24 protein-coding genes are annotated in these 25240 nt (G+C 67.7%); 1 reads left to right on the plus strand and 23 read right to left on the minus strand.

Translation table 11 applies throughout. The annotated features are described in order from the left end of the window. Positions 1-6: 6 nt before the first annotated feature. The 10 genes from Q0263_RS12540 to cyoA form a co-directional block, all read right to left on the minus strand. A complete protein-coding gene (locus Q0263_RS12540) occupies positions 7-801 on the minus strand; it encodes an ABC transporter ATP-binding protein (protein WP_298016518.1) in 795 nt (264 codons plus the stop codon). Position 802: 1 nt separating this feature from the next. After that, positions 803-1690 (minus strand): ABC transporter permease, encoded by an 888-nt coding sequence (locus Q0263_RS12545; RefSeq protein ID WP_298016521.1) that lies wholly within the window; start codon positions 1688-1690, stop codon positions 803-805. Between the two features lie 90 nt (positions 1691-1780). Next, positions 1781-2749, minus strand: a complete 969-nt coding sequence (locus Q0263_RS12550; protein ID WP_298016523.1) for an ABC transporter substrate-binding protein — start codon at positions 2747-2749, stop codon at positions 1781-1783. Positions 2750-2897: 148 nt separating this feature from the next. Further along, the gene (locus Q0263_RS12555; RefSeq protein ID WP_298016526.1) at positions 2898-3461 is read right to left on the minus strand and encodes a response regulator transcription factor; all 564 of its coding nucleotides are present in this window, start codon (positions 3459-3461) and stop codon (positions 2898-2900) included. Next, entirely contained in the window at positions 3445-4758 is a 1314-nt protein-coding gene (locus Q0263_RS12560; RefSeq protein WP_298016529.1) for an ATP-binding protein, read from the minus strand. The genes Q0263_RS12555 and Q0263_RS12560 overlap by 17 nt, the downstream gene beginning before the upstream one ends. Then, complete coding sequence (locus Q0263_RS12565) at positions 4755-5525, minus strand: SURF1 family protein (protein ID WP_298016532.1); 771 nt, start codon at positions 5523-5525, stop codon at positions 4755-4757. Before Q0263_RS12565 ends, Q0263_RS12560 begins: the two co-directional genes overlap by 4 nt. Positions 5526-5598: 73 nt before the next feature. Next, a complete protein-coding gene (gene cyoD, locus Q0263_RS12570; protein ID WP_298016535.1) occupies positions 5599-5985 on the minus strand; it encodes a cytochrome o ubiquinol oxidase subunit IV in 387 nt (128 codons plus the stop codon). Next, positions 5982-6632, minus strand: coding sequence for a cytochrome o ubiquinol oxidase subunit III (gene cyoC, locus Q0263_RS12575; protein WP_298016538.1), 651 nt, complete (start codon positions 6630-6632; stop codon positions 5982-5984). Before cyoC ends, cyoD begins: the two co-directional genes overlap by 4 nt. Continuing rightward, positions 6625-8616 (minus strand): cytochrome o ubiquinol oxidase subunit I, encoded by a 1992-nt coding sequence (gene cyoB / locus Q0263_RS12580; RefSeq protein ID WP_298016541.1) that lies wholly within the window; start codon positions 8614-8616, stop codon positions 6625-6627. The genes cyoC and cyoB overlap by 8 nt, the downstream gene beginning before the upstream one ends. A gap of 2 nt (positions 8617-8618) precedes the next feature. Next, positions 8619-9527 (minus strand): ubiquinol oxidase subunit II, encoded by a 909-nt coding sequence (cyoA, locus tag Q0263_RS12585; protein WP_298016544.1) that lies wholly within the window; start codon positions 9525-9527, stop codon positions 8619-8621. A 212-nt stretch (positions 9528-9739) separates the two neighbouring features. Here cyoA and Q0263_RS12590 point away from each other — a divergent pair, with 212 nt between their 5' ends. Next, the gene (locus Q0263_RS12590) at positions 9740-11089 is read left to right on the plus strand and encodes an MFS transporter (protein WP_298016547.1); all 1350 of its coding nucleotides are present in this window, start codon (positions 9740-9742) and stop codon (positions 11087-11089) included. 65 nt (positions 11090-11154) lie between these two features. On the opposite strand, the gene Q0263_RS12595 is transcribed toward Q0263_RS12590, so the two are convergent. From Q0263_RS12595 to Q0263_RS12655, 13 genes are all read right to left on the minus strand, one after another. Next, positions 11155-11826 (minus strand): phosphoribosylanthranilate isomerase, encoded by a 672-nt coding sequence (locus Q0263_RS12595; RefSeq protein ID WP_298019078.1) that lies wholly within the window; start codon positions 11824-11826, stop codon positions 11155-11157. Continuing rightward, positions 11826-13490: a TRAP transporter large permease subunit gene (locus Q0263_RS12600; protein ID WP_298016550.1), complete on the minus strand. Its 1665-nt coding sequence runs from the start codon at positions 13488-13490 to the stop codon at positions 11826-11828. Before Q0263_RS12600 ends, Q0263_RS12595 begins: the two co-directional genes overlap by 1 nt. Before the next feature lie 2 nt (positions 13491-13492). Then, the gene (locus Q0263_RS12605) at positions 13493-14107 is read right to left on the minus strand and encodes a TRAP transporter small permease subunit (protein ID WP_298016552.1); all 615 of its coding nucleotides are present in this window, start codon (positions 14105-14107) and stop codon (positions 13493-13495) included. A gap of 171 nt (positions 14108-14278) precedes the next feature. Next, the gene (gene truA / locus Q0263_RS12610) at positions 14279-15100 is read right to left on the minus strand and encodes a tRNA pseudouridine(38-40) synthase TruA (RefSeq protein WP_298016555.1); all 822 of its coding nucleotides are present in this window, start codon (positions 15098-15100) and stop codon (positions 14279-14281) included. Between the two features lie 6 nt (positions 15101-15106). After that, positions 15107-16738: a FimV/HubP family polar landmark protein gene (locus Q0263_RS12615; protein ID WP_298016558.1), complete on the minus strand. Its 1632-nt coding sequence runs from the start codon at positions 16736-16738 to the stop codon at positions 15107-15109. Then, entirely contained in the window at positions 16738-17868 is a 1131-nt protein-coding gene (asd, locus tag Q0263_RS12620) for an aspartate-semialdehyde dehydrogenase (protein WP_298016561.1), read from the minus strand. The genes Q0263_RS12615 and asd overlap by 1 nt, the downstream gene beginning before the upstream one ends. Before the next feature lie 39 nt (positions 17869-17907). Beyond that, complete coding sequence (leuB, locus tag Q0263_RS12625) at positions 17908-18984, minus strand: 3-isopropylmalate dehydrogenase (RefSeq protein WP_298016564.1); 1077 nt, start codon at positions 18982-18984, stop codon at positions 17908-17910. Positions 18985-19077: 93 nt separating this feature from the next. Continuing rightward, positions 19078-19734 carry a 3-isopropylmalate dehydratase small subunit gene (gene leuD / locus Q0263_RS12630; RefSeq protein ID WP_298016567.1) on the minus strand — a complete coding sequence of 219 codons (657 nt, stop codon included), beginning with the start codon at positions 19732-19734 and terminating at the stop codon, positions 19078-19080. A 13-nt stretch (positions 19735-19747) separates the two neighbouring features. Next, positions 19748-21151 carry a 3-isopropylmalate dehydratase large subunit gene (leuC, locus tag Q0263_RS12635; RefSeq protein WP_298016569.1) on the minus strand — a complete coding sequence of 468 codons (1404 nt, stop codon included), beginning with the start codon at positions 21149-21151 and terminating at the stop codon, positions 19748-19750. Positions 21152-21361: 210 nt separating this feature from the next. Further along, positions 21362-22219: a M48 family metallopeptidase gene (locus Q0263_RS12640; RefSeq protein ID WP_298016572.1), complete on the minus strand. Its 858-nt coding sequence runs from the start codon at positions 22217-22219 to the stop codon at positions 21362-21364. Continuing rightward, entirely contained in the window at positions 22216-23274 is a 1059-nt protein-coding gene (aroC, locus tag Q0263_RS12645; protein WP_298016574.1) for a chorismate synthase, read from the minus strand. The genes Q0263_RS12640 and aroC overlap by 4 nt, the downstream gene beginning before the upstream one ends. A 58-nt stretch (positions 23275-23332) precedes the next feature. After that, positions 23333-24847, minus strand: coding sequence for a protein adenylyltransferase SelO (locus Q0263_RS12650; RefSeq protein ID WP_298016577.1), 1515 nt, complete (start codon positions 24845-24847; stop codon positions 23333-23335). Positions 24848-24858: 11 nt separating this feature from the next. Then, positions 24859-25230 (minus strand): DUF2069 domain-containing protein, encoded by a 372-nt coding sequence (locus Q0263_RS12655; RefSeq protein WP_298016579.1) that lies wholly within the window; start codon positions 25228-25230, stop codon positions 24859-24861. Positions 25231-25240 lie beyond the last annotated feature (10 nt).

A 25240-nucleotide genomic window follows, 5' to 3' on the forward strand; every position in this document is an offset into this window, starting at 1 on the left:
GGGACCTCAGCCCAGCAGCAAAGTGTCGTCGGCGAGTTCCTCGCCGCGCACCCGTTCGAACATGACCAGCAGATCCGGGACATCCAGACCGCGCCGGGTGTCGCCGGACACGTCCAGCACGACGCGGCCCTGATGCAGCATGACCGTACGGTCGCCCACGTCCAGCGCCTGGCGCATGCTGTGCGTGACCATCATGGTGGTCAGGCCGTGTTCGGCCACGATGCGGGCCGTGAGATCCAGCACGAACTGCGCCGTGCGCGGATCCAGGGCGGCGGTATGTTCGTCCAGCAGCAGGATGCGCGAGGGCCGCAAGGCCGCCATCAGCAGGCTGACCGCCTGGCGCTGCCCGCCCGACAACAGACCGATGCGGTCGGTCAGGCGGTTTTCCAGCCCCAGGCCCAGCATCACCAGGCGTTCCCGGAACAGTTCGCGCATTTCTTCGCGCACCGCCCGGCGCAGGCTGCGGAACTGCCCCCGGCCCAGGGCCAGGGACATGTTTTCCTCGATGGTCAGGTTCTCGCAGGTGCCCGCCATCGGGTCCTGGAAAACACGGGCGACCTTGCGGGCGCGGTCCCACACGGGCTGGCGGGTCACGTCCTCGCCATCGATCAGGATGGCGCCGCTGTCGACGGCCTGCTCGCCCGAAATGGCGTTCAGGAAGGTGGACTTCCCCGCCCCATTGGAGCCGATGACCGTGACGAACTGGCCCGCCGGGATGTCCAGGGACATGCCGCGCAGCGCCTGGGTCTCGATGGGCGTGCCGGGGTTGAAGGTCAGGTGCAGGTTCTGTGCGCTCAGCATGTCATGCCCTCTTTTTCGACAGGCGCTGTTTGACCAGCGGAATGACCAGGGCCACGGTCACCAGCACGGCGGTGACCAGATTCAGGTCCTGGGCCTTCAGACCGACGAAATCGGCATTCAGCGCCAAGGCGATGAAGAAGCGGTACAGCACGGCGCCGATCACCACCGCCAGGGTCGCCACCACCAGGCGGCGCGTCGGCAGGATGGATTCGCCGATGATCACGGCCGCCAGGCCGATGACGATGGTGCCGATGCCCATGGAGATGTCCGCCCCGCCCTGCGACTGGGCGAACAGCGCGCCGGCCAGGCCGCACAGGGCATTGGAGATCGCCATGCCCAGCAGGATCATGCGTCCGGTGTGGATGCCCTGCGAACGGGCCATGCGCGGGTTGGACCCCGTCGAACGCATGGCCAGGCCCACCTGCGTGGCGAAGAACCAGTCCAGCAGCAATTTGACGATCACCACCAGCGCCAGCAGGATCAGCGGGCGCGCGATGAAGTCCTCCATCCCTTCGGGCTGCAGCAGGGTGAAGACCGTGGGATCGGTGATCAGGGGCACGTTGGGCGCGTCCATGACGCGCAGGTTGATCGAATACAGGGCGATCATCATCAGGATGCTGGCCAGCAGATCCATGATCTTCAGGCTGACGTTCAGCCATCCGGTGATCATGCCCGCGAAGCCCGCCGCCAGGGTCGCGATCAGCGTCGCCAGGAAGGGATCCATGCCGTGATGGATCAGGATGGCGGCCGTCGCCCCGCCCAGCGGGAAGCTGCCGTCCACGGTCAGGTCGGGGAAATTGAGGACGCGAAAGGAAATCAGGACGCCCAGGGCGACCAGGCCGAAGATCAACCCGATCTCGAAGGCGCCCCACATCGAATAAATGGACATGGAATTCTCAGAATAACCGGCCGGGGTGGTGAATGGCCCCCGATTGCATCCAGACTGCGCGATGCGCCGGCGACGGGGGCCGGTGAGAGATTACTTGATGATCTGCGCGGCGGACTTGAGCAGCGCATCGGACAGGGTCACGCCCTGCTTCTGGGCGGCCCCGGGGTTGACGAACAGCTGCTGCTTGGCGCTGGTTTCCGAGGCGATGTCACCCGGTTTTTCGCCCTTCAGGATGCGCACCACGACGGCGCCGGTCTGCAGGCCCAGGTCGTGATAATTGACGCCCAGGGCGGCGATGGCGCCCCGCTTCACGCTGTCGGTATCCGCGGCGACCAGGGGGATCTTGGCCGAATTGCCGACCTTGACCAGGGATTCGTAGGCCGACACCACGTTGTTGTCGGTGTTGGTGTAGATCACGTCGACCTTGCCCACCAGGCTGCGGGCCGCCGCGCCCACGTCCACCGTGCGGGCGGCCGTGGCCTCGACGAGGCTCATGCCCGCCTTCGGCAGCAATTCGCGCATCTGCTTGACCACGACCACGGAATTGGCCTCGCCCGGGTTGTAGACCATGCCGACCTTCTTGGCATTGGGCACGACCTTCTTGATGAGTTCGATCTGCTTTTCCATCGACAAGGCGTCGGACACCCCGGTGACGTTCGTGCCCGACGGCCCCCAGCCGGGCACCAGCTGCGCCGCGACCGGATCCGTCACGGCCGAATAGACGACGGGAATCGTCTTGGTGGCCGCGACCACCGCCTGGGCCGAGGGCGTGGCGATGGCCACGATCACGTCGGGCTTGTCACCCACGTACTTGCGCGCGATCTGGGCGGCAATGGCCGTATTGCCCTGCGCCGTCTGGAACTGCCATTTCAGGCCCTTGGCTTCGGTGTAGCCGGCCTTGGTCAGGGCTTCACGCACGCCGTCCTTGACGGAATCCAGGGCGGGGTGTTCGACGATGGACGTCACGGCCACGGATTGCGCCAGGGCTGGCGCGCTTGCCAACGCGCCCAGCACGGCGGCGGCGCCCGCGAGCGAACGAAGGACGGGATGCAGATTCATGAAGGAGCTCCTTTGAATGGGGGCGATGCCGGGTCGTGTCCAGATCGGGCAATGCGGCGTCCAGTCTACCCGCCGACATCAATATTTTCTGCAAGGGATATCCCTGCGGCGGCAATGATTGTAGCTTGGACGCGAAGTCCGCGGCTCCCTAGCGGACCCGCCGCTTTTCCAGCTTGCGCGCCAGGGTGCGGCGATGCATGCCCAGCCGGCGGGCCGTCTCCGAGATATTGAAATTGGTCGCGGCCAGCACCTCGTGGATGCGCTCCCATTCGAGCGTCTTGATCGACGCCTGGCGCGGCGCCAGGGCGGCCTCGACGTCGCCCTCGGTGCGGGCGAAGGCGCGTTCGATGTCGTCCGTGTTCGAGGGCTTGGCCAGATAATGGCAGGCGCCGAGCTTGACCGCCTCGACGGCGGTGGCGATGCTGGCAAAGCCCGTCAGCACCACGATCAGCATTTCCGGCGCATGCGCGTGCAGCCGCCGCACGCAGGCCAGGCCCGAGGCCTCGCCCTGCAGTTTCAGGTCCACGACGGCATAGCCGGGCACGTGGCCTTGCGCGAGCAGGGCCTCGACGGATTCCAGGCTGTCGGCGCTCAGCACGCGGTAGCCGCGGCGCTCGAACGAGCGCACCAGGGAATGCGACAGCGACTCGTCATCCTCGACCACGAGCAGCAGCCGCCGCGCATCGGCGCCTGTTTCATTCGGCGGGTTCATCGGCATCCTCCGGCGTCAGGGCGGACAAGGGAAAGCGGATCGTGACGCAGGCGCCGCCTTCGGGCAGGTTGCTCGCGCTCAGGGTGCCGCTCAGGGATCGGGCCACCTGGTGCGACAGGAACAGGCCAAGCCCCCTGCCCGGCTGTCCCTTGGTGGACCGGTACGGCGTGCCCAGCGAACGCAGGACGTCCTGGACGAAGCCCGGCCCCTGGTCGCGGACCTCCAGCGTGAGTTGACCGTTGTCCAGGACGGCGGTGAGCTGCTGCAAGGTGGGCGAGGCCTCCAGGGCGTTGTTCAGGACGTTGAACACCATCTGCCGCAGGCCCTGGTCGGCGATCACCACCGCATCGGTGTCGATCCGCCGGCTGTAGCGCAGGCGGGCCGCCGGGTGCGCCTGCCGCCATTGCGCCACCAGCCCGTCGAGGAAGGCGATCACAGTGGTGCGCGTCAACGCCTCGCCGCGCACTTCGCCGGCCGACATCAGGATGCCGCTCAGGATGGTCTTGCAGCGCTGCACCTGCGCCTGCATGTCCCGCACGTCCTGCTTCAGTTCGGGATCGGCGGCCACGGCGGGCGCATGCGCCCAGTCGCCCAGGATGACGTCCAGCGTGGCCAGTGGAGTGCCCAGTTCGTGGGCCGCGCCCGAGGCCAGCAGGCCCATGTGGACGATGTGCTCTTCTTCGGAGGCGCGCTGGCGCAGCGCCGCCAGGCGCGCGTCGCGCGTGCGCACATTGTGGGTGATCCGGGTGATGAAGGCCGCCAACAGCGCGGCGTTCAGGGCGAAGCAGACCAGCATTCCCAGCACGAAGGGGCTGTCCAGCCCGCCGCCCAGGTCCAGAGGCAGGGTGTAGCCGTGATGGCGGGTCAGCACCAGCCCCGCGAACGCGGCCGAGGTCGCGCCCGCCATCATCCAGGTCGTGCGCCGCCGCAACAGGACGGCGGCCAGGGCCACCTGCAGCAGATAGAGGAAGATGAACGGGTTGGTGGCGCCGCCGCTTAAATAAAGTTGGGCTGTCAGCGCCATGACGTCGACGAGCAGCGCCAGGAACAGCTCGATCTGGCTCACGGGCAGGTGCCACTTCAGGCGCAGCTGGCTGAAGCAGTTGTAGACGATCAGCAGGGCCACCACCAGCGCCATGTCGAACAGCGGCAACGCCAGGGAGAACCCGCCCACGGCCACGGCGATGGCCAGCACCTGGCCGAGCACCGCGATCCAGCGCAACTGGACCAGCAGGCGCAGGTTCTGCCGGCCCGCCACGTGCGAGCCGTCCGGCAGCGCGGGCCGGCGCCCGATCATGCCCCGCCCCCGGCATGACGCCGCCGCCATTCCTGGCGGGCGCCGTAGGCCATGGCCGCCGCCGTCATGGCCGCCAGGGCGTACCAGGTCAGCGCGTAGCTGAGGTGTTCGTCGCGGAAATGCACGACCGTCAGGCCGGGCACGGGCCACCGGACCGGCCGCGTGGCGTCGGCGGCGGCGCCGTCCGCCGACTGGTCGATGAAATACGGCGCGACGGAGCTCAGGCCCAGGGACCGGGCCATGGCGGACACGTCGCGGGAATACCAGCGGCCCTCGGCCGGCGCATTGTCCCGCAGGAAGCCGCCGCCCGGCTGCGACAGGCGCAGCAGGCCCTCGATCCGGACCGGGCCGGCCGATGGGGCCGCGCCCCGGCGGGCGGGATCGCGATGCGCGGCGTCGACGAAGCCGCGATTGACGAAGACGATGCTGCCGTCGTCGCGCCGCAGGGGCGCCATGACCCAGAAGCCGGCGCCCAGGCGGGTATTGGCCTGGACCAGGATCTCTCGATCCAGCAGGACGCCCCGCAGCGCGACCCGGCGGTACTCGTCGCGGTCGGCCCGCAAGCCGGCCCAGGCATCCGGGCCGGGCGCGGAAACGGGCGGTGCGCGCAGGAAGCCGTCGACCCGGGCGATGAGCGCGTGCTTCCAGTGCATCCGGTGAACTTGCCAGGTGCCCAGCGCGACGAAGCCGCCCAGCGCCGCCGCCAGGAGGACGGTCCAGAGGACGAGCCATCCCGTGGGCAGTGAGCGTGAGGAGCGTTGGGGCACGGTGGGCGGAAGAGAGCGGACCCGGGAGGCGACGGACGCGGCAGGCAGGGGCGAGACCGCGTCCGCGCGGGACCTACATCGACGGCATGTCGTGCAGGTGCCCCGGCATCATGTTGACGTTCAAATGGTACATCACCCACAGCGACCCCGCCAAAGCGATGGCCACGATGATGACGGTGAAAATCAGCGCCAGCAGCGTCCAGCCGCCTTCGGAGCGGGAGTTCATGTGCAGGAAATACACCATGTGCACGACCATCTGCACGGCGCCGATCAGCAGGATCGCCAGCGCGGTGGCGCCGGAACTGGGCAGGACGCCGCCCATGACCAGCCAGAACGGGATCACGGTCAGGATCACCGCCAGGACGAAACCGGTCATGTAGCCCCGGAACGTGCTGGGCGCGTGGCCGCCCTCCCCGGTGTGGGCCGCATCGTGCCCGGGCGTGGTGTGGTCCTTGCTCATGGCAGCACTCCCATCAGATAGACAAAGGTGAAGACCCCGATCCAGACCACGTCCAGGAAGTGCCAGAACATCGATAGGCACATCAGGCGGCGGCGGTTCTCGGGAATCAGGCCGTGGCGGCCGAGCTGGAACAGCAGCGTGACGAGCCACACGATCCCGAAGGTCACGTGCAGGCCGTGGGTGCCGACCAGCGTGAAGAAGGACGACAGGAAGGCGCTGCGCCACGGGCCGGCGCCGTGTTCGATCAGGTGGTGGAATTCGTACAGTTCCAGCCCCAGGAAGGCCAGCCCGAACAAGCCGGTCACGATCAGCCAGCCCAGCGTCCCGCGCAGCCGGCCGCGCTGCGATTCCAGCATGGCGAAGCCGTAGGTGATCGACGAGAACAGCAGCATGGCCGTGTTCACCGCCACCAGCGGCAGATCGAACAGCTCCGCGCCCGTCGGACCGCCGGCATACGCCCTGCCCTGCACGCCGTACACGGCGAACAGGCAGGCGAAGATCAGGCAGTCGCTCATCAGGTAGATCCAGAAACCGAGCAGCGTGCCGTTTTCCGGATGATGGGGTTCCCGGACGATGAAGCGGGAATCGTCGCCGGCGGCGGCCGGGCCGCCCGCCGCGGGCGAGTGCAGGATGTGGGTATCAGACATGGCGGGCCAACTGCAGAGTGCGGGCTTCCTCCGCGCGCGCCACGTCCGAGGCCGGGACGTGGGTGTCGCGGTGGTAGTTGAAGGTATGGTGGATGGCGGCGGCGATCAGGGCCGCGAAGGACGCGATCGTCAGCGCCCACATGTGCCAGATCAGGGCGAAGCCGAGGATCGAGCTCAGCACGGCCAGCGTGAAGCCGGCGGCGGTGTTCTTCGGCATGTGGATGTCGACGAAGCCGCCTTCGGGCCGGCGGTAGCCCGCCTGCTTCATGTGCCACCAGGCGTCGCGCTCGTGGATGCGCGGCGTGAAGGCGAAGTTGTAGTCCGGCGGCGGCGACGAAGTGGACCATTCCAGCGTGCGGCCGTCCCAGGGGTCGCCCGTGCGGTCGCGCAGGGACTCGCGATCACGCCAGCTGACGTAGATCTGCACCAGGAAGAAGGCGATGCCCAGCGCGATCAGGAAGGCGCCGACCGCGGCGACCTGGAACCAGATCTGCAGCGAGGGATCCTCGAAATGGCTCAGGCGGCGGGTGACGCCCATCAGGCCCAGGATGTAGAGCGGCATGAAGGCGACCCAGAATCCCACGACCCAGCACCAGAACGAGCATTTGCCCCAGAACACGTTCAGGCGGAAGCCGAAGGCTTTCGGGAACCAGTAGTTGATCGCGGCGAACAGGCCGAACACCACCCCGCCGATGATGACGTTGTGGAAGTGCGCAATCAGGAACAGGCTGTTGTGCAGCACGAAGTCGGCCGGCGGCACGGCCAGCAGCACGCCCGTCATGCCGCCGATCACGAAGGTGATCATGAAGGCCACCGTCCACATCATGGGCAGCTCGAAGCGGATGCGGCCCCGGTACATGGTGAACAGCCAGTTGAAGATCTTCGCTCCCGTGGGGATCGAAATGATCATCGTCGTGATGCCGAAGAAGGAATTCACGCTGGCGCCCGAGCCCATGGTGAAGAAGTGGTGCAGCCAGACCAGGTAGGACAGCACCGTGATCACGATGGTCGCGTACACCATGGAGGTATAGCCGAACAGGCGCTTGCCGCAGTACGTGGAGGTGATCTCGGAAAACACGCCGAACAGCGGCAGGATCAGGATGTAGACCTCCGGGTGGCCCCAGATCCAGATCAGATTTACGTACATCATCGGATTGCCGCCCAGGTCGTTGGTGAAGAACTGGGTGCCCAGGTAGCGGTCCATGCCCAGCAGCGCGAGCGTGGCGGTCAGCACCGGGAAGGTGATGATGATCAGGATGTTGGTGCACAGCGCGGTCCAGGTGAAGACCGGCATTTTCATGAGCTTCATGCCCGGCGCGCGCATCTTGATGATGGTGACCGCCAGATTGATCCCCGACAGCAGCGTCCCCACCCCGGCGACCTGCAAGGCCCAGATGTAGTAATCCACCCCCACGTCGGGACTGAAGTCCAGGCCCGAGAGCGGCGGATAGGCCAGCCAGCCGGTGCGGGCGAACTCACCCACGAACAGCGACATCATCACCAGGATGGCGCCGCCCGTGGTCATCCAGAAGCTGAAGTTGTTCAGGAACGGAAAGGCCACGTCGCGCGCGCCGATCTGCAGCGGCACGATGTAGTTCATCAGGCCGGTGATGAAGGGCATGGCCACGAAGAAGATCATGATCACGCCGTGCGCGGTGAAGATCTGGTCGTAGTGGTGCGGCGGCAGATAGCCCAGCGCGTCGCCGAAGGATACCGCCTGCTGCAGGCGCATCATGGCGGCGTCGGCGAAACCGCGCAGCAGCATCACCACGCCCAGCACCATGTACATGATGCCGATCTTCTTGTGGTCGATGCTGACGATCCAGTCGCGCCACAAGGGCCCCCAGAGGCGGTAGCGCGTCATCAGGGCCAGGACGGCCAGCCCGATCACGGCCACGCCGGCGAAGGTGGCCACCAGAATCGGCTCGTGGTAGGGAATGGCTTCCAGGCTGAGCCGGCCCAGGATCCAGGTTCGCAAATCCATCGTTACTTCTCCATAGGCTGCATGAGATCGCTCATGCAGGTCGAGCCGGGCCGCACGCAGCGATTCAGGATCAGGCGGTACAAGTCGGGATCGACGGTCGCCCAGCGGCGCACCGGGTCGTTCTCGCTGGGCCGCTCGAGATCCAGGTAGCCCGCGCGGTCCAGCACGCCGCCGGCGGCGCGGTTCTTTTCCACCCACGCGTCAAAGCCGGCCTGGTCCAGGCCGTGGAAGCGGAAATGCATGCCGGAAAAGCCGGCGCCGCTGTAGTTCGCGGACATGCCCTCGTATTCCCCGGGGGCGTTGATCACCGCGTGCAGCATGGTCTGCATGCCCGGCATGGCGTAGATCTGGCCGGCCAGGGCGGGGATGAAGAAGGAATTCATCACCGAGGAAGCCGTGATCTTGAAGCGGATCGGCCGGTCCACCGGCGCGGCCAGCTCGTTGACGGTGGCGAAGCCGTATTCCGGATAGATGAACAGCCACTTCCAGTCCAGCGCCACGACCTCGACGGTCAGCGGCTCGACGTAGGCGGCCAGGGGCTTGTCCGCCGAGATTCTGCTTAGCGGGCGGTAGGGATCGAGCAGGTGGGTGCTGACCCAGGTGACGCTGCCCAGTGCGATGATGATCAGCAGCGGCACCGACCAGATCACCAGCTCCAGGCGGGTGGAGTGGTCCCAATCGGCGTCATAGCGCGCCTTGCGGTTGCCCGCCCGGTAGCGCCAGGCGAACAGGATCGTGGCGACGATCACCGGCAGGATGACGATCAGCATCAGGCCGGTCGCCGTATAGATCAGGTTGCGCTGCTGCAGCGCCACGTCGCCCGAGGGGTTCAGCAGCACGGCGTCGCAGCCGCCCAGCAGCAGGGCCGAGCCGGCGCCCAGCAGTATTTTCAGAATCTTGTCGTGCCTCATTGCCTTGTGTGCCGATTCCAGGTGTATTCAAGCGAAGGCCCTTACTATAGGTTTGAAATGTCGAGGTGAAAATTGGACATTTTGACTCATGCCCCTTCCCGCCACAGGGTTACTTCGGGTAATGTCCAATGGCGAATCCCCCGCCCCGCATGGGATTCTATGAGCGGGGCCGCGTGCGCGCGGCGGCCCGCATCGCAGATCAGGAGGACCCGATGACCGCACATATCCTCAATACCCGCTTGCCCGGACCGCGCGCCCGGGAAGACGACCAGGCCAGAGCCGCCCGTCATGCCGAGGGCCATCCGTCCGTATCCCCGGGCGACATCGCCGTCGGCGTGATCATCGGCCGCACGTCGGAATATTTCGACTTCTTCACCTACGGGATCGCGTCGGTGATCGTGTTCCCCCAGGTGTTCTTTCCCTTCGCGGATCCCCTCACCGGCACGCTGTACGCCTTCGCCGTCTTCGCCCTGGCCTTTGTCGCCCGGCCCTTTGGCACGACGCTCTTCATGCACGTGCAGAAGCACTGGGGCCGGGGGGTGAAACTGACGGCGGCGCTGTTCCTGCTGGGCACGGCCACGGCAGGCATCGCCTTTCTGCCCGCGCACGAGACCCTGGGCGCGTACGCCATCGTCCTGCTGACGTTCTTTCGCTGCCTGCAGGGCGTCGCGTGGGGCGGCTCCTGGGATGGCCTGCCCTCGCTGCTGGCCCTGAACGCGCCGGCCCGCCAGCGCGGCTGGTACGCCATGCTCGGGCAACTGTCGGCGCCCATCGGTTTCCTGGTGGCCGGCGGCATGTTCCTGTACCTGTACACCCGTCTGGAACCTGCTGACTTCACCGGCTGGGGCTGGCGGTTTCCCTTCTTCGTGGCCTTCGCCATCAACGTCGTGGGCCTGTTCGCCCGCCTGCGGCTGGTGATGGACAACGACTTCTCGAACCTGCTGGAGGAACGCGAACTGCGCCCGATCGGCACACGGGAGATGGTCCGCACCCAGGGACGCCACATCGTCACCGGCGCCTTCGCCTCGCTGGCCAGCTACGCCCTGTTCCACCTGGTCACGCTGTTTCCCTTGTCCTGGCTGGTGCTGCAGCACCAGAGGACCGTATCCCAGGTGCTGGCGATCGAACTCGCAGGCGCCGCGGTCGCCCTGGGGGCCATGCTGTATTCCGGGCACCTGGCCAATCGCATCGGCCGGCGCCATACGCTGGGACTGGTCGCCGCGCTGATCGGCGTCTTCGCCCTCGCCTCGCCCTGGCTGCTGGGCGGCGGCGCGGCCAGTCAGGACGCCTTCATCCTGATCGGCTTCGCCCTGCTGGGCCTGTCCTATGGCCAATCCTCGGGCACGGCCACGGCCAACTTCCGGCCGGCCTACCGCTACACGGGCGCCGCCCTGTCCGCCGATCTGGCCTGGCTGGTGGGCGCGGCCTTCGCGCCGCTGGTCGCGCTGGGCGTCTCGGACCGCTACGGCCTGGGCGGGATCAGCCTGTACCTGTTGTCGGGCGCTGCCTGCACACTGGCAGCCCTGGCCGCCAACCGCTCGGCCCGCCGCGCCGCCGCCTGACGCCAGCCCGCGTTCCCGCGCGGCGACCTCCCCGGGACGCCACGCGGGACGGGCGATTCAGGGACTCAGGCCGCCGTCCGTGCGGCGTCGGCGGCGCGCACCGCGCGCATGAATGCCTGGATGCGGGCCGGATCCTTGATCCCGGGCGCCGACTCCACTCCGCTGCTGACATCGACGGCGAACGGCGCCAGAGCGGCGATCTGCCCTCCCACCGTCTCCGCCTTCATGCCGCCCGACAGAATCAGGGCCGGCGCCCCGGCGCCGCGCGGTACCTCGGCCAGCAACGCGGTATCGAAACCGCTGCCGCTGCCGCCGTAGCCGGCGCTGTAGCTGTCGAACAGCCAGCCGGCCGCCTGGCCGTGGGCCGAGCAGGCGCGGGCCAGCGCCGCCGCCGTGTCCAGCCCCGGAGCCCCGACCCGGAAGGCTTTCATGTGGCGCGCGCCGAAGGCGGCGCAGAAATCGGGGGATTCCTCGCCGTGGAATTGCAGCAGGTCCGGGCGCACGACTTCGATCACCTGGCGCACGGCCTGGGCATCGGGATTGACGAACAGGGCCGTGACGCCGACGAAGGCCGGCACCCGCGCGCGCAAGGCGGCGGCCTGATCCAGTGTCAGGCAGCGGCGACTGGGCGGGTAGAAGACCAGGCCGATGGCGTCGGCGCCAGCGGCCACGGCGGCGTCCAGATCCTGCGTCCGGGTCAGGCCGCAGATCTTCACGCGCGTGCGGTCGGAAATCATCACTGGAAGCCTCCGCCCGCGTCGCCGCCATAGGTATCCTGGCCATAGGCGCTGTCCTGGCCGAAGGTCACGGAAGCCGGATTGACCGTCGGCGCAGTGCTCTTGTAGTGCGTGACCATGCCCGGGAAGCTGAGCACCGCGATGACCATCAGAATCTGGATGACGATGAACGGGATCGAGCCCCAATAGATCTGTGCGGTCGTGACCTTGCGAATCAGCTTGCCGGTCACCCGGTCGCGGTAGTCTTCCTTCGGAGCGACGGAACGCAGATAGAACAGCGCGAAGCCGAACGGCGGATGCACGAAGGAGGTCTGCATGTTGACGGCCAGCAGCACCCCGAACCAGATCAGGTCGATGCCCATCTTGTCGGCCACCGGCCCCAGCAGCGGCACGATGATGAAGGCCAGCTCGAAGAAGTCCAGGAAGAACGCCAGGAAGAACGTCATCAGGCTGACCACGATCAGGAAACCCAGTTCCCCGCCCGGCACGTGCAGCAGCAGCTGTTCGACCCAGATGTCGCCATTGATGCCTCGGAAACTGAGGCTGAAGATCGTCGAACCCACCAGGATGAAAATGACGAAGCACGTGAGCCGGGCGGTGCTTTCCATGGCCTGGCGCAGTTGCGCGATGGAGAACCGCCGACGCGACACGGCCATGATCAGCGCCCCGACGGCCCCCATGGCGCCGCCTTCGGTGGGTGTGGCCACCCCGATGAAGATCGTGCCCAGCACTAGGAAGATCAGGGCCAGCGGCGGGATCATGACGAACACGACCTGCTCCGCCAGCGGCGAAAGCCAGCCCAGGCGCAGCAGCTTGTTGCCCAGGGCCATCGCCAGCGCGGCCGCCCCCCAGATCAGCAGGATGATGACGACCCGCTCGTCCACCGGGATGTCCGTATGGGAGCGGAAATAGTACTGAGACCCCCAATGCGCGATGGCGGCGGCGATCGCCGTCAGGACCAGCAGGGAGCGCAGACCCCGCCGGCCGCGCGCGTCGACCTCGCCCCGGGCTTCCGGCGGCAGCGCCGGCGCCTGGTCGGGCCGGATGAACGCCACGATGAAGACGTAGGCCATGTAGGCGCCCGCCAGCAGCAGGCCGGGCAGCATGGCGCCCCGGTACATGTCGCCGATCGAGCGGCCCAACTGGTCGGCCAGCACGATCAGCACCAGCGACGGCGGAATGATCTGCGACAAGGTGCCGGAAGCGGCAATCACGCCCGCGGCCAGGCGGCGGTCATAGCCATAGCGCAGCATGATGGGCAGGGAGATCAGCCCCATGGAAATCACCGAGGCCGAGACCACCCCCGTGGTCGCCGCCAGCAGCGCGCCGACGAACACCACGGCGATCGCCAGGCCGCCGCGCAGCGGGCCGAACAGCCGGCCCACGGTGTCCAGCAGGTCTTCGGCCATGCCGGAGCGTTCCAGGATCAGGCCCATGAAAGTGAAGAACGGCACGGCCAGCAGGGAATCGTTGCCCACGATGCCGAAGATCCGCTGAGGCAGCGCCTGGAACAGCAGCGGGCTCATCAGGTTCAGGTCGATGGCCACCAGTCCGTAGACCACCCCGGTGGCCGCCAGGGAGAAGGCCACCGGAAAGCCGAGCAGCAGGAACACGATCAGGTTGAAAAACATGATCGGGGCGAGATTCGCGACTAGAAACTCCATGATCAGCGTCCCTGTGCCGATTCGATTGACTGGCTGGCCCGCTGCTGGGCCAGGATATCTTCGACGAGGGCCTCCTCGTCGCTCTTGCCGTCGGAGACCCGCATGGGGTTGGCGCACCGTCCCCGCAGGAACCCGATGCATTTGACCAGGTGCGACAGGCCGGCCAGGATCAGGAGGCCGAAGCCCACCGGAATCAGCAGCTTGGCCGGCCAGCGGATCAGGCCTTCCGTGTTCGAGGACAATTCATGCGTGATGTAGGATTCCCAGAAAAAGGGAATCGACAGGCCCAGCACGAGGCAGGCGGCGGGCAGCAGGAAAAACACCACGCCGAAGATCTCGATGCCGACCTGGGCGCGCTCGGACAGCTTCTGCGACAGCACGTCCACCCGGACGTGCTCGTTGCGCAGGAAGGTATAGCCGGCCGCCAGCAGGAAGATCGCGCCAAACAGATACCATTGCAGTTCCAGCCAGGCATTGGAACTGAGGTTGAACAGCTTGCGCATCACGGCGTTGCCCGCGCTGATCACCGCCACGATCAGGACCAGCCAGGTCACCGCGCGGCCCACCCAGGCGTTCAGGGCGTCTATCCACCCTGCCAGTTTCAGAAGAATTCTCATCGCTCGCCCACAGAACACAAAACCACCCGGTCGCCCGGCGGCGGAATATTCATGCCAGGCCGGCCCGACGACGGCATCCGGGGCCTAGCATACATTGCAAAACGTACAATTCTATCCGATGCGAGGGACCGTTCACCATGGGAAAGACCCGGAAAGGGCGACATGCGGACATCAAGGGCGCGGGATCGGCAGCAAGGCCCCCAGATGATGCAGCAAGGCATCGGCGGGCGGCCGGATGGGCAGCTGCGGCGCCTGCGGATACGCCACGTGCGCCAAGTACAGGCCATCGGGCATGAAGGTCGGCGCGGCCAGCCGGCGGTCCCTTGCCGCCAGCAGATCGCGCGCCCAGGCGGGCGGACGGCGGCCCCGGCCGATCATCAGCAAGGTGCCCATGAGATTGCGCACCATGTGATGCAGAAACGCATTGGCGCGGAACTCGAAAATCAGGAAATCGCCCTGGCGCGCGATGTCCAGGGCCTGCAGGGTGCGCACCGGGCTGGCGGCCTGGCATTCCGCGGACCGGAAGGCGCTGAAATCGTGTTCGCCCAGCAGCATCCCGGCGGCTTCCCGCATGGCCCGGTCGTCCAGGCGGTCATGCACCCAGCCGACGCGGCCGTGCAGGATGGGGGAGCGCACCGGCGCGCTGCGCAGGACGTAGAAATAAGTGCGGACCCGGGCATCGAAACGGGCATGGAAGTCCGCCGCGACGGGCTGCGCCCATTGCACCGACACGCTGGCTGGCAAGTGCGCATTCAGCCCGCGCACCCAGGACTCGTCGCGCCGCACCGCATCGGTATCCAGATGCACGACCTGCTGCAGGGCATGCACGCCCGCATCCGTGCGTCCGGCGCAGATGGTGGCGACCGAGGGCGCGGCCAGGAACGAGGACAAGGCGGCTTCCAGCGCATCCTGCACCGTGCGCCCACCGGGCTGGGTCTGCCAGCCGTGCCAGCCCGAGCCGTCGTAGCTGAGCCCGAGAGCGATGCGAGACACCGGCCCCTACGCTTTGGAGGGCGGCTGCGTCGCGTCCTGGGGCGGCAGGTCCAGATCGACACCCTGCAGTTTCTCGCGCACCATGGCTTCGGTGATCTGCGGACTGTCGTCCGCATCGTCGCGGGCGGCGTTGGCGCGCCGCAGCAGCCAGGCAATGATGAAGACGATCACGGCCAGCAGCGCTGTCATGACCCCGAGCAAATGATCTTGAATCCAGGACACGCGATGTTCAGCCTGTTTGGAGGGTTTCAGTTCGGCGGCTTCGGCGGCGGAGGGCTTCTGGGGAGCGAGCGCCGAATCCAGGTCGGCCGCGCCGGATCTGGAGCCGGCGGCGCCGTTCGAGGCCGTGCCGCCGGCTGCGGCCCGGGCCGCGGCGTTGCCGCCCGCCGGCGAGGATCCGCCACCCTGGGCGGCGCCCGCCTGGGCGCTGGAGCTTCCCGATGAGGCCGCGGCGCCCGGCTTCGCGCCCGCCCCCGACGCGGCGTCGGTCGCCGTAGCCCCGGGTTGGGCATCGGCCTGGGCGGCCGCTTCGTGGCTGGCTTCGCTGATGGCCGAAGCGATCTGCTGGATGGACTGGCCGATCGCCTGCGCGCCCTGCGCGGCCGCCGCGCGGGCGGCCTTGCCCTGCGACTGCAGGGCCTCGTTCAGATGCTGGACATTGTCCTGCAGCTGTCCGACCCGCGATTCGGCATCCTGCAAGGCATGGCCCTGGGCCGCGCGGGCATCCGCGGCATCGGATTTCCCGCCTTGTGAAAGCTGGACGCGATCCCCCGCCCCCGCGTCGGCCGACGACGAGGACGCGGCCGATCCGGCCGACACCGCGCCGCCCGAGGCCTGCCCCGCCACGGCGGGCGCGGCGTCGGCCTGGCGGCCCCGCAGACGGGCGAAGGCCGCCGTCTGGGTCATGAACTGCCGACGAGCCTCGGCATCGGAGACCGACAGCATGTCGTCCACCGAAGGCACCGCCAGCGAGGCCCCTGCCCGCACGAGATTGATGTTGCTGTGGATGAAGGCCTGCGGATTGGCGCGCTGCAAGGCCATCATCAGCTGATAGATCGACACGCCGTCCACGGCATGGCGGCGGGAGATGGCGAACATGGTGTCGCCCGAACGCACGGCGATGGCGCCCGCCGGCATGCGCCGGATGCTGGTGGGCGCGGCGGCCGCGCCGACGGCCGGCGCGGCGCCGGATCGCTGGGAAGAGGCGGGCCGGGACGCGGGCGAGTCCACCCGCACGGGACCGGACGCCAGCAGGGAAACCTGATAGCGCTGTTCGCCGGTGGCGGTGCGGACGTCCAGCAGCAGATCGGCCAGCGTGCCGGAAAATGCCTGGCTCGAGGCGATGCGCAGCACGCGGCGGGCCCCGGCCTGAACGTCGGGCGCCACCGTGACGGCCAGGCTGTCCAGGGCGACGGGCGGCGTCAGGCCGGCCTGCGCCCAATCGGATGCCGGCGCGGGCCGGGCGGACAGCGCCTGCAGATCGGCCGCCGTCAGGTCCGACACCGGCACCAGGATGAGCAGCGGTTCACCGGCCGCCGATGCCAGGCGGGCATGGCCGAAACTGGCGGCCTGCGCAGACCCGGCCGCCAGAGCGGCCAGGGCCAGCACACCGCTGAGCAGACGGGCGGCCGGCGTCATCAGAGTTCACCCAGGGCGATGCGCAGCATGCGGCGCAGCGGCTCGGCCGCGCCCCACAGCAACTGATCCCCCACTGTGAAGGCGCTGAGGTATTCGGGGCCCATGGACATCTTGCGCAAGCGCCCGACGGGGATGTCCAGAGTGCCGGTCACGGCCACGGGGGTCAGAGCCTGCATGGAGGAATCCTTGTCGTTGGGCACCAGGCGCGCCCAATCGGTGCCGGTGCGCACGGCGTCGTTGATCTCGTCCAGGGGAATGTCGCCACGCAGCTTGATGGTCAGCGCCTGGCTGTGGCAGCGCATGGCGCCGATGCGCACGCACAGGCCGTCGACCGGCACGGGGTCCGCACCGAAGCCCGGGCCGCGGCCCAGGATCTTGTTGGTTTCCGCCCCGCCCTTCCATTCTTCGCGCGACATGCCGTCGCCCAGGTCCTTGTCGATCCAGGGGATCAGGCTGCCGCCCAGCGGCACGCCGAAGTTCTCGCGCGGCAGGTCCGGGTTCTGCTGGGCCTTGAGCACGCCCCGGTCGATGTCCAGGATGGCCGACGCGGGGTCGGCCAGCTGTTCGCCCACCGCCTGGTTGAGGATGCCGAACTGGGTGAGCAGTTCGCGCATGTGGCGGGCGCCGCCGCCCGACGCGGCCTGATAGGTCATGGACGTCATCCATTCGACCATGTCGGCCTTGAACAGGCCGGCCAGGCCCATCAGCATGCAGCTGACCGTGCAGTTGCCGCCGATGTAATCGCGCACGCCGCGCTGCATGGCCGCATCGATCACCGGACGGTTGACCGGGTCCAGCACGATGATGGCGTCATCCTTCATGCGCAGGGTGCTGGCGGCGTCGATCCACAGGCCGGTCCAGCCGGCGGCGCGCAGCTTCGGGTAGACGGCCGAGGTGTAGTCGCCGCCCTGCGCCGTGACGATGATGGGCAGCTTCTTCAGGGCGTCGATGTCGTGGGCGTCCTGCAAGGAACCCGCCCCCGGCGCCCACGAAGGCGCCGCCCCGCCCGCGTTGCTGGTGGAAAAGAACACCGGCTCGAAAAATGCGAAATCGTTTTCTTCCCGCATGCGCTGCATGAGCACCGAGCCCACCATGCCACGCCAACCGACCAAACCAACTGCCTGCGCCATAAATCCCCGCCAAACCAAAAAGTGAAAATCCAGATTTCTTTATTCTAATGCCTTCAGCACGGCATCACCCATTTCCGAGGTCGAAACCCGCGTGGTTCCGGCCTCGAAAATGTCCGCCGTGCGCAACCCCTGCGCCAGCACGGCCTGCACGGCGGCCTCGATGCGGTCCGCCGCCGCGCCGGCATCCAGAGAATACCGCAGCATCATGGCCGCCGACAAAATGGTCGCCAGGGGATTGGCGACGTTCTGTCCGGCGATGTCGGGCGCGGAGCCATGGCTGGGTTCGTACAGGCCCTGGCGGCTGGCATTCAGGGATGCGGACGGCAGCATGCCGATCGACCCGGTCAGCATGGCGGCCTCGTCCGACAGGATGTCGCCGAACAGATTGCCGGTCACCACCACGTCGAAGGCCTTGGGCTCGCGCACCAGCTGCATCGCGGCATTGTCCACGTACATGTGAGTCAGCGCCACCTGAGGGTATTCGCGGGCCACGTCGATCACGATGTCGCGCCAGAACTGGGAGGTTTCCAGCACATTGGCCTTGTCCACGCTGCACAGCTTGCCCTGACGCTTGGCGGCCGCCTGGAAGGCGACGTGGGCGATGCGGCGGATCTCGCTTTCCGCGTAGTGCATGGTGTCGAAGCCCTGCCGCTCGCCGGCGAAGGGACCGTCTTCCAGGGTGCGCACGCCGCGCGGCTGGCCGAAATAGATGTCCCCGGTCAGCTCGCGCACGATCAGGATGTCCAGGCCGGCGACGACTTCGGGCTTCAGCGAAGACGCATTGGCCAGCTCCGGATACAGGATGGCCGGGCGCAGATTGGCGAACAGGCCCAGGGCCTTGCGCAGGCCCAGCACCGCCTGTTCCGGGCGCAGCGCCCGTTCCAGATGATCGTACTTCCAGTCGCCCACGGCGCCGAACAGCACCGCGTCGGACTGCAAGGCAAGATCCAGCGTGGACTGCGGCAGCGGGTGCCCCTGGGCCGCGTAGGCGGCGCCGCCGACGGGCGCCTCGGTGAAGGACAGGTCCAGTTTCAGGGCGCGCAGCACGCGCACGGCCTGTTCGACGATTTCCGGGCCGATGCCGTCGCCCGGCAGGACTGCGATTTTTGAGCTCATGAAGGATTCCAGGTCACAAGAACCCGGCCCCGGACGGCGGAACGCATCCGCCGCCCCGAGCCGGGTCCGGGATTCGGTGAAGCAGGTTCAAGATCAGGACGCGTGGGGCGCGGACTTGGCCAGCCAGGGATGGCGCGCCAGGCGCTCGGCCTCGAAGGCGCGGATCATGTCGGCGCGCAGCAGGGTCTGGCCGATCTCGTCCAGGCCCTTGAGCAGGGACTGCTTGCGGTAGCCGTCGATCTCGAAGGGCGACTCGGTGCCGTCCGGGGAGACCACGCGCTGACGTTCCAGATCGATGGTCAATGTATACCCCGGGAAGGCATTGACCTCGTCGAACAGCCGGGCGACCCGGGATTCGGGCAGCACGATCGGCAGCAGGCCGTTCTTGAAGCTGTTGTTGAAGAAGATGTCGGCGAACGACGGCGCGATGATGGCGCGGAAACCGAACTGCTGCAGCGCCCAGGGGGCATGTTCCCGACTGGAGCCGCAGCCGAAGTTCTTGCGCGCGAGCAGGATCGAGGCCCCCTTGTAGCGCGGCTGATTCAGGATGAAGTCCGGATTCAGCGGCCGGCGGGAATTGTCCATGCCCGGTTCGCCATGGTCCAGATAGCGCAATTCGTCGAACAGATTCGGGCCGAAGCCGGAACGTTTGATCGATTTCAGGAACTGCTTGGGAATGATCAGGTCGGTGTCGACGTTCTCGCGGTCCAGCGGAACGGCCAGGCCCTGGTGGGTGGTGAAGGCTTGCATGATGATGAGGCTCCTAGCTGAAACGGCGGACGTCGACGAAATGACCCGCCACCGCGGCGGCGGCGGCCATGGCGGGGCTGACCAGGTGGGTCCTGCCCCCCTGCCCCTGGCGGCCCTCGAAGTTCCGGTTCGAGGTCGAGGCGCAGCGCTCGCCGGGCTCGAGCCGGTCGGCGTTCATGGCCAGGCACATGGAACAGCCCGGCTCGCGCCATTCGAAGCCGGCGGCCAGGAAGATCTTGTCAAGGCCTTCGCGTTCGGCCTGGGCCTTGACCAGCCCCGAGCCCGGCACCACCATGGCCTGGCGCACATTGGCGGCCACCCGGCGGCCCTTGGCTACGGCGGCGGCCGCGCGCAGGTCCTCGATGCGTGCGTTGGTGCACGAGCCGATGAACACGCGATCCACCTTGATGTCGGTCATCGGCGTATTGGGATCCAGGCCCATGTATTGCAGCGCGCGTTCCATGCCGTTGCGGCGCACCGCGTCCTTTTCCTTGTCGGGATCGGGCACCCGGCCGTCGACCGGCAGGACCATTTCGGGCGAAGTGCCCCAGCTGACCTGCGGCGCGATCCGCGCGGCGTCGATCTCGACCACGCGGTCGAACTGCGCATCGGGATCGGAGTGCAGGGTCTTCCAGTAATCGACGGCCTGGTCCCACAGGGCGCCCTCGGGGGCGTAGGGCCGGCCCTTGAAGTAATCGATCGTGGTCTGGTCCACGGCCACCATGCCGGAGCGCGCGCCCGCCTCGATCGCCATGTTGCAGACCGTCATGCGCCCTTCCATGGACAGCGCGCGCACCGTGCTGCCGCCGAATTCGATGGCGTAGCCGGTGCCGCCGGCCGTGCCGATCTGGCCGATGACGTACAGGATCAGGTCCTTGGCCGTGCAGCCGAAGGGCAGCTTGCCTTCGACCCGCACCAGCATGTTGCGGCTCTTTTTCATCAGCAGCGTCTGGGTGGCCAGCACGTGTTCGACTTCGGACGTGCCGATGCCGAAGGCCAGGGCGCCCATGGCGCCGTGGGTGCTGGTGTGCGAATCGCCGCAGACCACGGTCATGCCCGGCAAAGTCGCGCCCTGTTCCGGGCCGATGATGTGCACGATGCCCTGACGCCGGTCGTTCATGCGGAATTCGGTGATGCCCCAGGTATCGCAGTTCTTGTCCAGGGTATCGACCTGCAGGCGCGAGATCGGGTCCTGGATGCCCTGGCTGCGGTCGGTGGTGGGCACGTTGTGGTCGGCCACCGCCAGATTGGCGGTGATGCGCCAGGGCTTGCGGCCCGCCAGCTCCAGGCCTTCGAACGCCTGCGGGCTGGTGACTTCGTGCACCAGATGGCGGTCGATGTACAGCAGACAGGTGCCGTCCGGGCCTTGATGCACCACATGGGCATCCCAGAGCTTGTCATACAGGGTTTGGGGCATGGTCGTGATCTCGAAAATCGAAGGGATGCGCCGGCTGCACGGGGCGGCCGGCGGCTGAAAACCCATTATGCCAGCGTGGCATCCGGCCACAAGACCAGCAGTTATCCTAGTATCAGGGGTAACTGGTACCCGTTTCGGACACCGCCCGGCAGGATCGGAGGCCCCGAGCTGAACGGGGCGCCGACACCCTGCCCGGGCGACGACGGGATCTCAGGATTTCGACTTCTGATACAGGGGCAGGACCCGCGCGGAAGCCTGCTCCAGGTCCGCGATCCGGCTTTGCGAGGACGGGTGCGTGGACAGGATCTCGGGCGGCGCGCTTCCGCCTGACTGGCCCATCTTCTGCCACAGGGAGATGGCCGCGCGCGGATCGTAGCCGGCCCGGGCGGCCAGTTCGACGCCCATGCGATCGGCTTCGGTTTCGTTGGCCCGGCTGTTGGGCAGGTTGAACATGACTTCGCTGAGATTCGAACCCAGGTCGGCCACCGCCTGGTTGCCGGTGACGGCCGCCAGGATCGAAATGCCCACGCTGGTCCCCATCTGGCGCGAGACCTGTTCGCGGGCATGCTCGCGCAGGGCGTGGGAAATCTCGTGCCCCATGACGGCGGCCAGTTCGGCGTCCGTGGGCTTGATCTTGTCCAGCAATCCGGTGTAGACGGCGATCTTGCCGCCCGGCATGCACCAGGCATTGACCTCGTCGGACTTCACGACGTGAACTTCCCAGGCCCAGTTCTTCGCATCCGGGCGGAAGACGCCCGCCTGGGCGATCAGCCGGCGGGCGATGGCCTGCACCCGCTGCGTCTGCGCGGCGGACGGGTCCAATCCCCCTTTCGCCCGGGCCTGGGCGAGTATCTGCTGATACTGGCTGGCGGCCTCCTGGTTGAGTTCGGCCTCGGACACCAGGCTGGACATGTACTGGGTGCGATTGATGCCGACCTGTCCGGATTGCGTGGTCTGCACCGGCGCGCAGGCGGCCAGCGCGACGGCAAGCCCCGCCGCGGCGAACCAGCGCGAGACGGCGCGCAGCCTGGGCCGGACGGATCGCGGCGAGGTATGGATCGTGATCATGAGCATTGTCCCCGATGACGCAAGGCATGATCCATCAGCACGATGGCCAGCAGGGCCTCGGCGATGGGGGTCGCCCGGATCGCTACGCAAGGATCGTGCCGCCCCAGGGTCTGGACCATGACGGGATCGTTGGCCCGGTTGACCGAATGGCGTTCGATGCGGATGCTGGAGGTGGGCTTGACCGCCAGGGACACCAGCAACGGCTGTCCCGATGAAATGCCGCCCAGGACGCCGCCCGCGTGATTGCCGAGGAAACCGTCCGGGCTGAGTTCGTCGCCATGTTCCGAGCCGCGCATGGCGACGCACTCGAAGCCCGAGCCGATGGAGACGCCCTTGACCGCGTTGAGCCCCATCATGGCGTGGGCGATGTCCGCATCCAGCCGGTCGTACAGGGGTTCGCCCCAGCCGGCGGGCACGCCTTCGGCCTGGACCTCGATGCGCGCGCCGATGGAATCCCCGTCATGGCGCAACTGGTCCATGAAGGCTTCCAACTGCGGCACGATGGCGGCATTGGGCGCGTAAAAGGGGTTTTCCGGCACCGCGTCCCAGGAATCGAAAGGAATCGGAATCGGCCCCAGCTGGCTCATGTAGCCGCGGATCCGCACGCCGTATTCCTGCATCAGCCATTTGCGGGCCACGGCCCCGGCGGCCACGGTGGGCGCCGTCAGGCGGGCCGACGAGCGCCCGCCGCCGCGCGGGTCGCGGATGCCGTATTTCTTCCAATAGCTGTAATCGGCATGGCCGGGGCGGAAGGTGTCGGCGATGGCGCTGTAGTCCTTGCTGCGCGCGTCGGTGTTGCGGATCAGCAGGCCGATGGGCGTGCCGGTGGTCTGGCCCTCGAAGACCCCCGACAGGATTTCCACGGTGTCCGGTTCCCGGCGCTGGGTGACGTGGCGCGAGGTGCCCGGCCGACGGCGGTCCAGTTCGACCTGGATGTCGGCCTCCGACAGCGACAATCCGGGGGGGCAGCCGTCGATCACGGCGCCGATGGCCGGCCCGTGCGATTCGCCGAAATTGGTGACACGAAACAGAGTACCCAGGGTATTGCCAGACATGGTCGGTATGCGGTGGGAAAAATCGTCGAAGGGGACTTCGATTATGGCATACGCCTCGTCAGGACGAGCAGCTGACGGCCACCACAGGCACATCCGGCGCGGGCGGCCGCGCGTCGGCCTCGTGGCCGGGCCGCCAGGCATAGGGATCGCGCAGCAGGGCCATCAGCCGGTCGATCTCCGACGAATCCCCCTGTCCGGCCGCCTCGATGGCCTGCTGCGCCAGGTGATTGCGCAGCACGTACAGCGGATTGACGCGGTCCATCGCCGCCTTGCGCTGCGCCTGCGGGCGCGGATCGTCCGTCAGCCGGGCCCGATAGCGGTCGAGCCACTGCCGGGCGGCCCCGGCATCGGCGAACAGATCCAGCCAGGGCTGCGCATCGGCGCCGACGTCGGCCAGGCGGCGGAAGGCCAGGGTGAAGTCCGCCCGCTGCGCATGCAGCAGCGCCCACCAGGCGTCGCCCAGATCGGCATCCTGGGGACGCCAGTCGGCGAAGCCGAACTTTTGCGCCAGCCCGGCATGATAGGCCTGCAGGAAGGTCCGTTCGAAGGGCGCCAGCGCGGCTTCCAGATCCGGCGCCGCGCATCCCAGCACCAGCAGGCTTTCGGCCAGACGGGTCAGATTCCACTGGGCCACCGCGGGCTGCGCGTTCCAGGCGTAGCGCCCCAGGGTATCGCTGTGGTTGCAGACGTGATTGGCCTGGAAGGCGTCCATGAAGCCATAGGGGCCGTAATCCAGCGTCAAGCCCAGGATGGACATATTGTCGGTGTTCATGACGCCGTGGCAAAAACCCACGAGCTGCCATTGCGCCATCAGGCGGGCGGTGCGGCGGGTGACCTCTTCCAGCAGCCGGCAGGCCGTGGCGGGCCGGTCGGGGCGATCCGCCGGGCCTTCCCGGCAGTCCTGGAACCAATGCTCCACCACGTGGTCCAGCAAGGCGGCCTGCTCCGTGGCCGAGCGCGCCCAGTGTTCGAAATGCCCGAAGCGGACGAAGGACGGGGCGAGCCGGGTCACGACCGCCGCGGTTTCCTGCGTTTCCCGGATGACCGGGTCGCTGGACGCCGTCAGGGCGAGGGCCAGGGTGGTGGGAACGCCCAGCCCGGCCATGGCCTGGCTGGCCAGGTATTCGCGCACGCTGGACCGCAATACGGCCCAGCCGTCGCCCATGCGGGAATACGGCGTGCGCCCGGACCCTTTCAATTGAACTTCCCAGCGGCCCTGCGGGCCCCGGACGTCGCCCAGCAGATGCGCGCGGCCGTCGCCCAGCTGCCCGGCCCAGACGCCGAACTGATGGCCGCTGTAGACGGTGGCCACGGGGTCGATTCCCGGCAGGCGGCCGGCGCCCGAACACAGGGCCAGGAACTCGGGCGTCCGCAAGGCGGCGGCGTCCAGCTCCAGCAGCCCGGCGGCATCCGGATTGGCATGCGCCAGCCAGGAGTCGGTCAGCGGACGCGGCGCCACGCGCGTGTAAAAGGACGTGGGCAGGTCGGCGAAGGCGCAGCCCACGGCCGAGGGCGCGAACAGCGGGGCGCCGCCGACGGCGGGCGCGTGCGGGGATGAATCGGCGCGATGCATGGCGCAGACCCCTAAGACGCCTGACGGCGGGCGGCGCGCTTGGCCGGCCGCACATAAAGAATGGCGCAGAGATACAGCCCCAGCGACAGCGCGATTTCCACCCCGGCCAGGGCCGCCGAGACGGCCGACGCATCCGACCAGGCCCGCACGGCGCCTTCCATCAGATACAGCAGGCTGAGCATCGCGACCCATTGCAGGGTATAGAGCCGCGCCCGCAGCACCCCGCGCACGGCGAACAGCAGCGGTACGGCCTTCAGGGCCATCAGGGTGCCCCCGGGCCGCAGGGGGGCCCACCACAGTTCCCACCCCACGCACAGAACGATCAATGCGATCAGGCAGATGCAGGCCAGGCGATGCAAGCCTTGATTGAGCTTCGTTTCCATCCTGCTATTA

The organism is uncultured Castellaniella sp., from assembly GCF_937988725.1.
Taxonomy (GTDB): Bacteria; Pseudomonadota; Gammaproteobacteria; order Burkholderiales; family Burkholderiaceae_B; genus Castellaniella.

What these genes read in the sequence shown, in the direction of transcription:
- Q0263_RS12540 (WP_298016518.1), bottom strand. Translation starts at nt 801, where the DNA reads ATGCTGAGCGCACAGAACCTGCACCTGACCTTCAACCCCGGCACGCCC.
- Q0263_RS12545 (WP_298016521.1), bottom strand. Translation starts at nt 1,690, where the DNA reads ATGTCCATTTATTCGATGTGGGGCGCCTTCGAGATCGGGTTGATCTTC.
- Q0263_RS12550 (WP_298016523.1), bottom strand. Translation starts at nt 2,749, where the DNA reads ATGAATCTGCATCCCGTCCTTCGTTCGCTCGCGGGCGCCGCCGCCGTG.
- Q0263_RS12555 (WP_298016526.1), bottom strand. Translation starts at nt 3,461, where the DNA reads ATGAACCCGCCGAATGAAACAGGCGCCGATGCGCGGCGGCTGCTGCTC.
- Q0263_RS12560 (WP_298016529.1), bottom strand. Translation starts at nt 4,758, where the DNA reads ATGATCGGGCGCCGGCCCGCGCTGCCGGACGGCTCGCACGTGGCGGGC.
- cyoD (WP_298016535.1), bottom strand. Translation starts at nt 5,985, where the DNA reads ATGAGCAAGGACCACACCACGCCCGGGCACGATGCGGCCCACACCGGG.
- cyoC (WP_298016538.1), bottom strand. Translation starts at nt 6,632, where the DNA reads ATGTCTGATACCCACATCCTGCACTCGCCCGCGGCGGGCGGCCCGGCC.
- cyoB (WP_298016541.1), bottom strand. Translation starts at nt 8,616, where the DNA reads ATGGATTTGCGAACCTGGATCCTGGGCCGGCTCAGCCTGGAAGCCATT.
- cyoA (WP_298016544.1), bottom strand. Translation starts at nt 9,527, where the DNA reads ATGAGGCACGACAAGATTCTGAAAATACTGCTGGGCGCCGGCTCGGCC.
- Q0263_RS12590 (WP_298016547.1), top strand. Translation starts at nt 9,740, where the DNA reads ATGACCGCACATATCCTCAATACCCGCTTGCCCGGACCGCGCGCCCGG.
- Q0263_RS12595 (WP_298019078.1), bottom strand. Translation starts at nt 11,826, where the DNA reads ATGATTTCCGACCGCACGCGCGTGAAGATCTGCGGCCTGACCCGGACG.
- Q0263_RS12600 (WP_298016550.1), bottom strand. Translation starts at nt 13,490, where the DNA reads ATGGAGTTTCTAGTCGCGAATCTCGCCCCGATCATGTTTTTCAACCTG.
- Q0263_RS12605 (WP_298016552.1), bottom strand. Translation starts at nt 14,107, where the DNA reads ATGAGAATTCTTCTGAAACTGGCAGGGTGGATAGACGCCCTGAACGCC.
- Q0263_RS12615 (WP_298016558.1), bottom strand. Translation starts at nt 16,738, where the DNA reads ATGACGCCGGCCGCCCGTCTGCTCAGCGGTGTGCTGGCCCTGGCCGCT.
- asd (WP_298016561.1), bottom strand. Translation starts at nt 17,868, where the DNA reads ATGGCGCAGGCAGTTGGTTTGGTCGGTTGGCGTGGCATGGTGGGCTCG.
- leuB (WP_298016564.1), bottom strand. Translation starts at nt 18,984, where the DNA reads ATGAGCTCAAAAATCGCAGTCCTGCCGGGCGACGGCATCGGCCCGGAA.
- leuD (WP_298016567.1), bottom strand. Translation starts at nt 19,734, where the DNA reads ATGCAAGCCTTCACCACCCACCAGGGCCTGGCCGTTCCGCTGGACCGC.
- leuC (WP_298016569.1), bottom strand. Translation starts at nt 21,151, where the DNA reads ATGCCCCAAACCCTGTATGACAAGCTCTGGGATGCCCATGTGGTGCAT.
- Q0263_RS12640 (WP_298016572.1), bottom strand. Translation starts at nt 22,219, where the DNA reads ATGATCACGATCCATACCTCGCCGCGATCCGTCCGGCCCAGGCTGCGC.
- aroC (WP_298016574.1), bottom strand. Translation starts at nt 23,274, where the DNA reads ATGTCTGGCAATACCCTGGGTACTCTGTTTCGTGTCACCAATTTCGGC.
- Q0263_RS12650 (WP_298016577.1), bottom strand. Translation starts at nt 24,847, where the DNA reads ATGCATCGCGCCGATTCATCCCCGCACGCGCCCGCCGTCGGCGGCGCC.
- Q0263_RS12655 (WP_298016579.1), bottom strand. Translation starts at nt 25,230, where the DNA reads ATGGAAACGAAGCTCAATCAAGGCTTGCATCGCCTGGCCTGCATCTGC.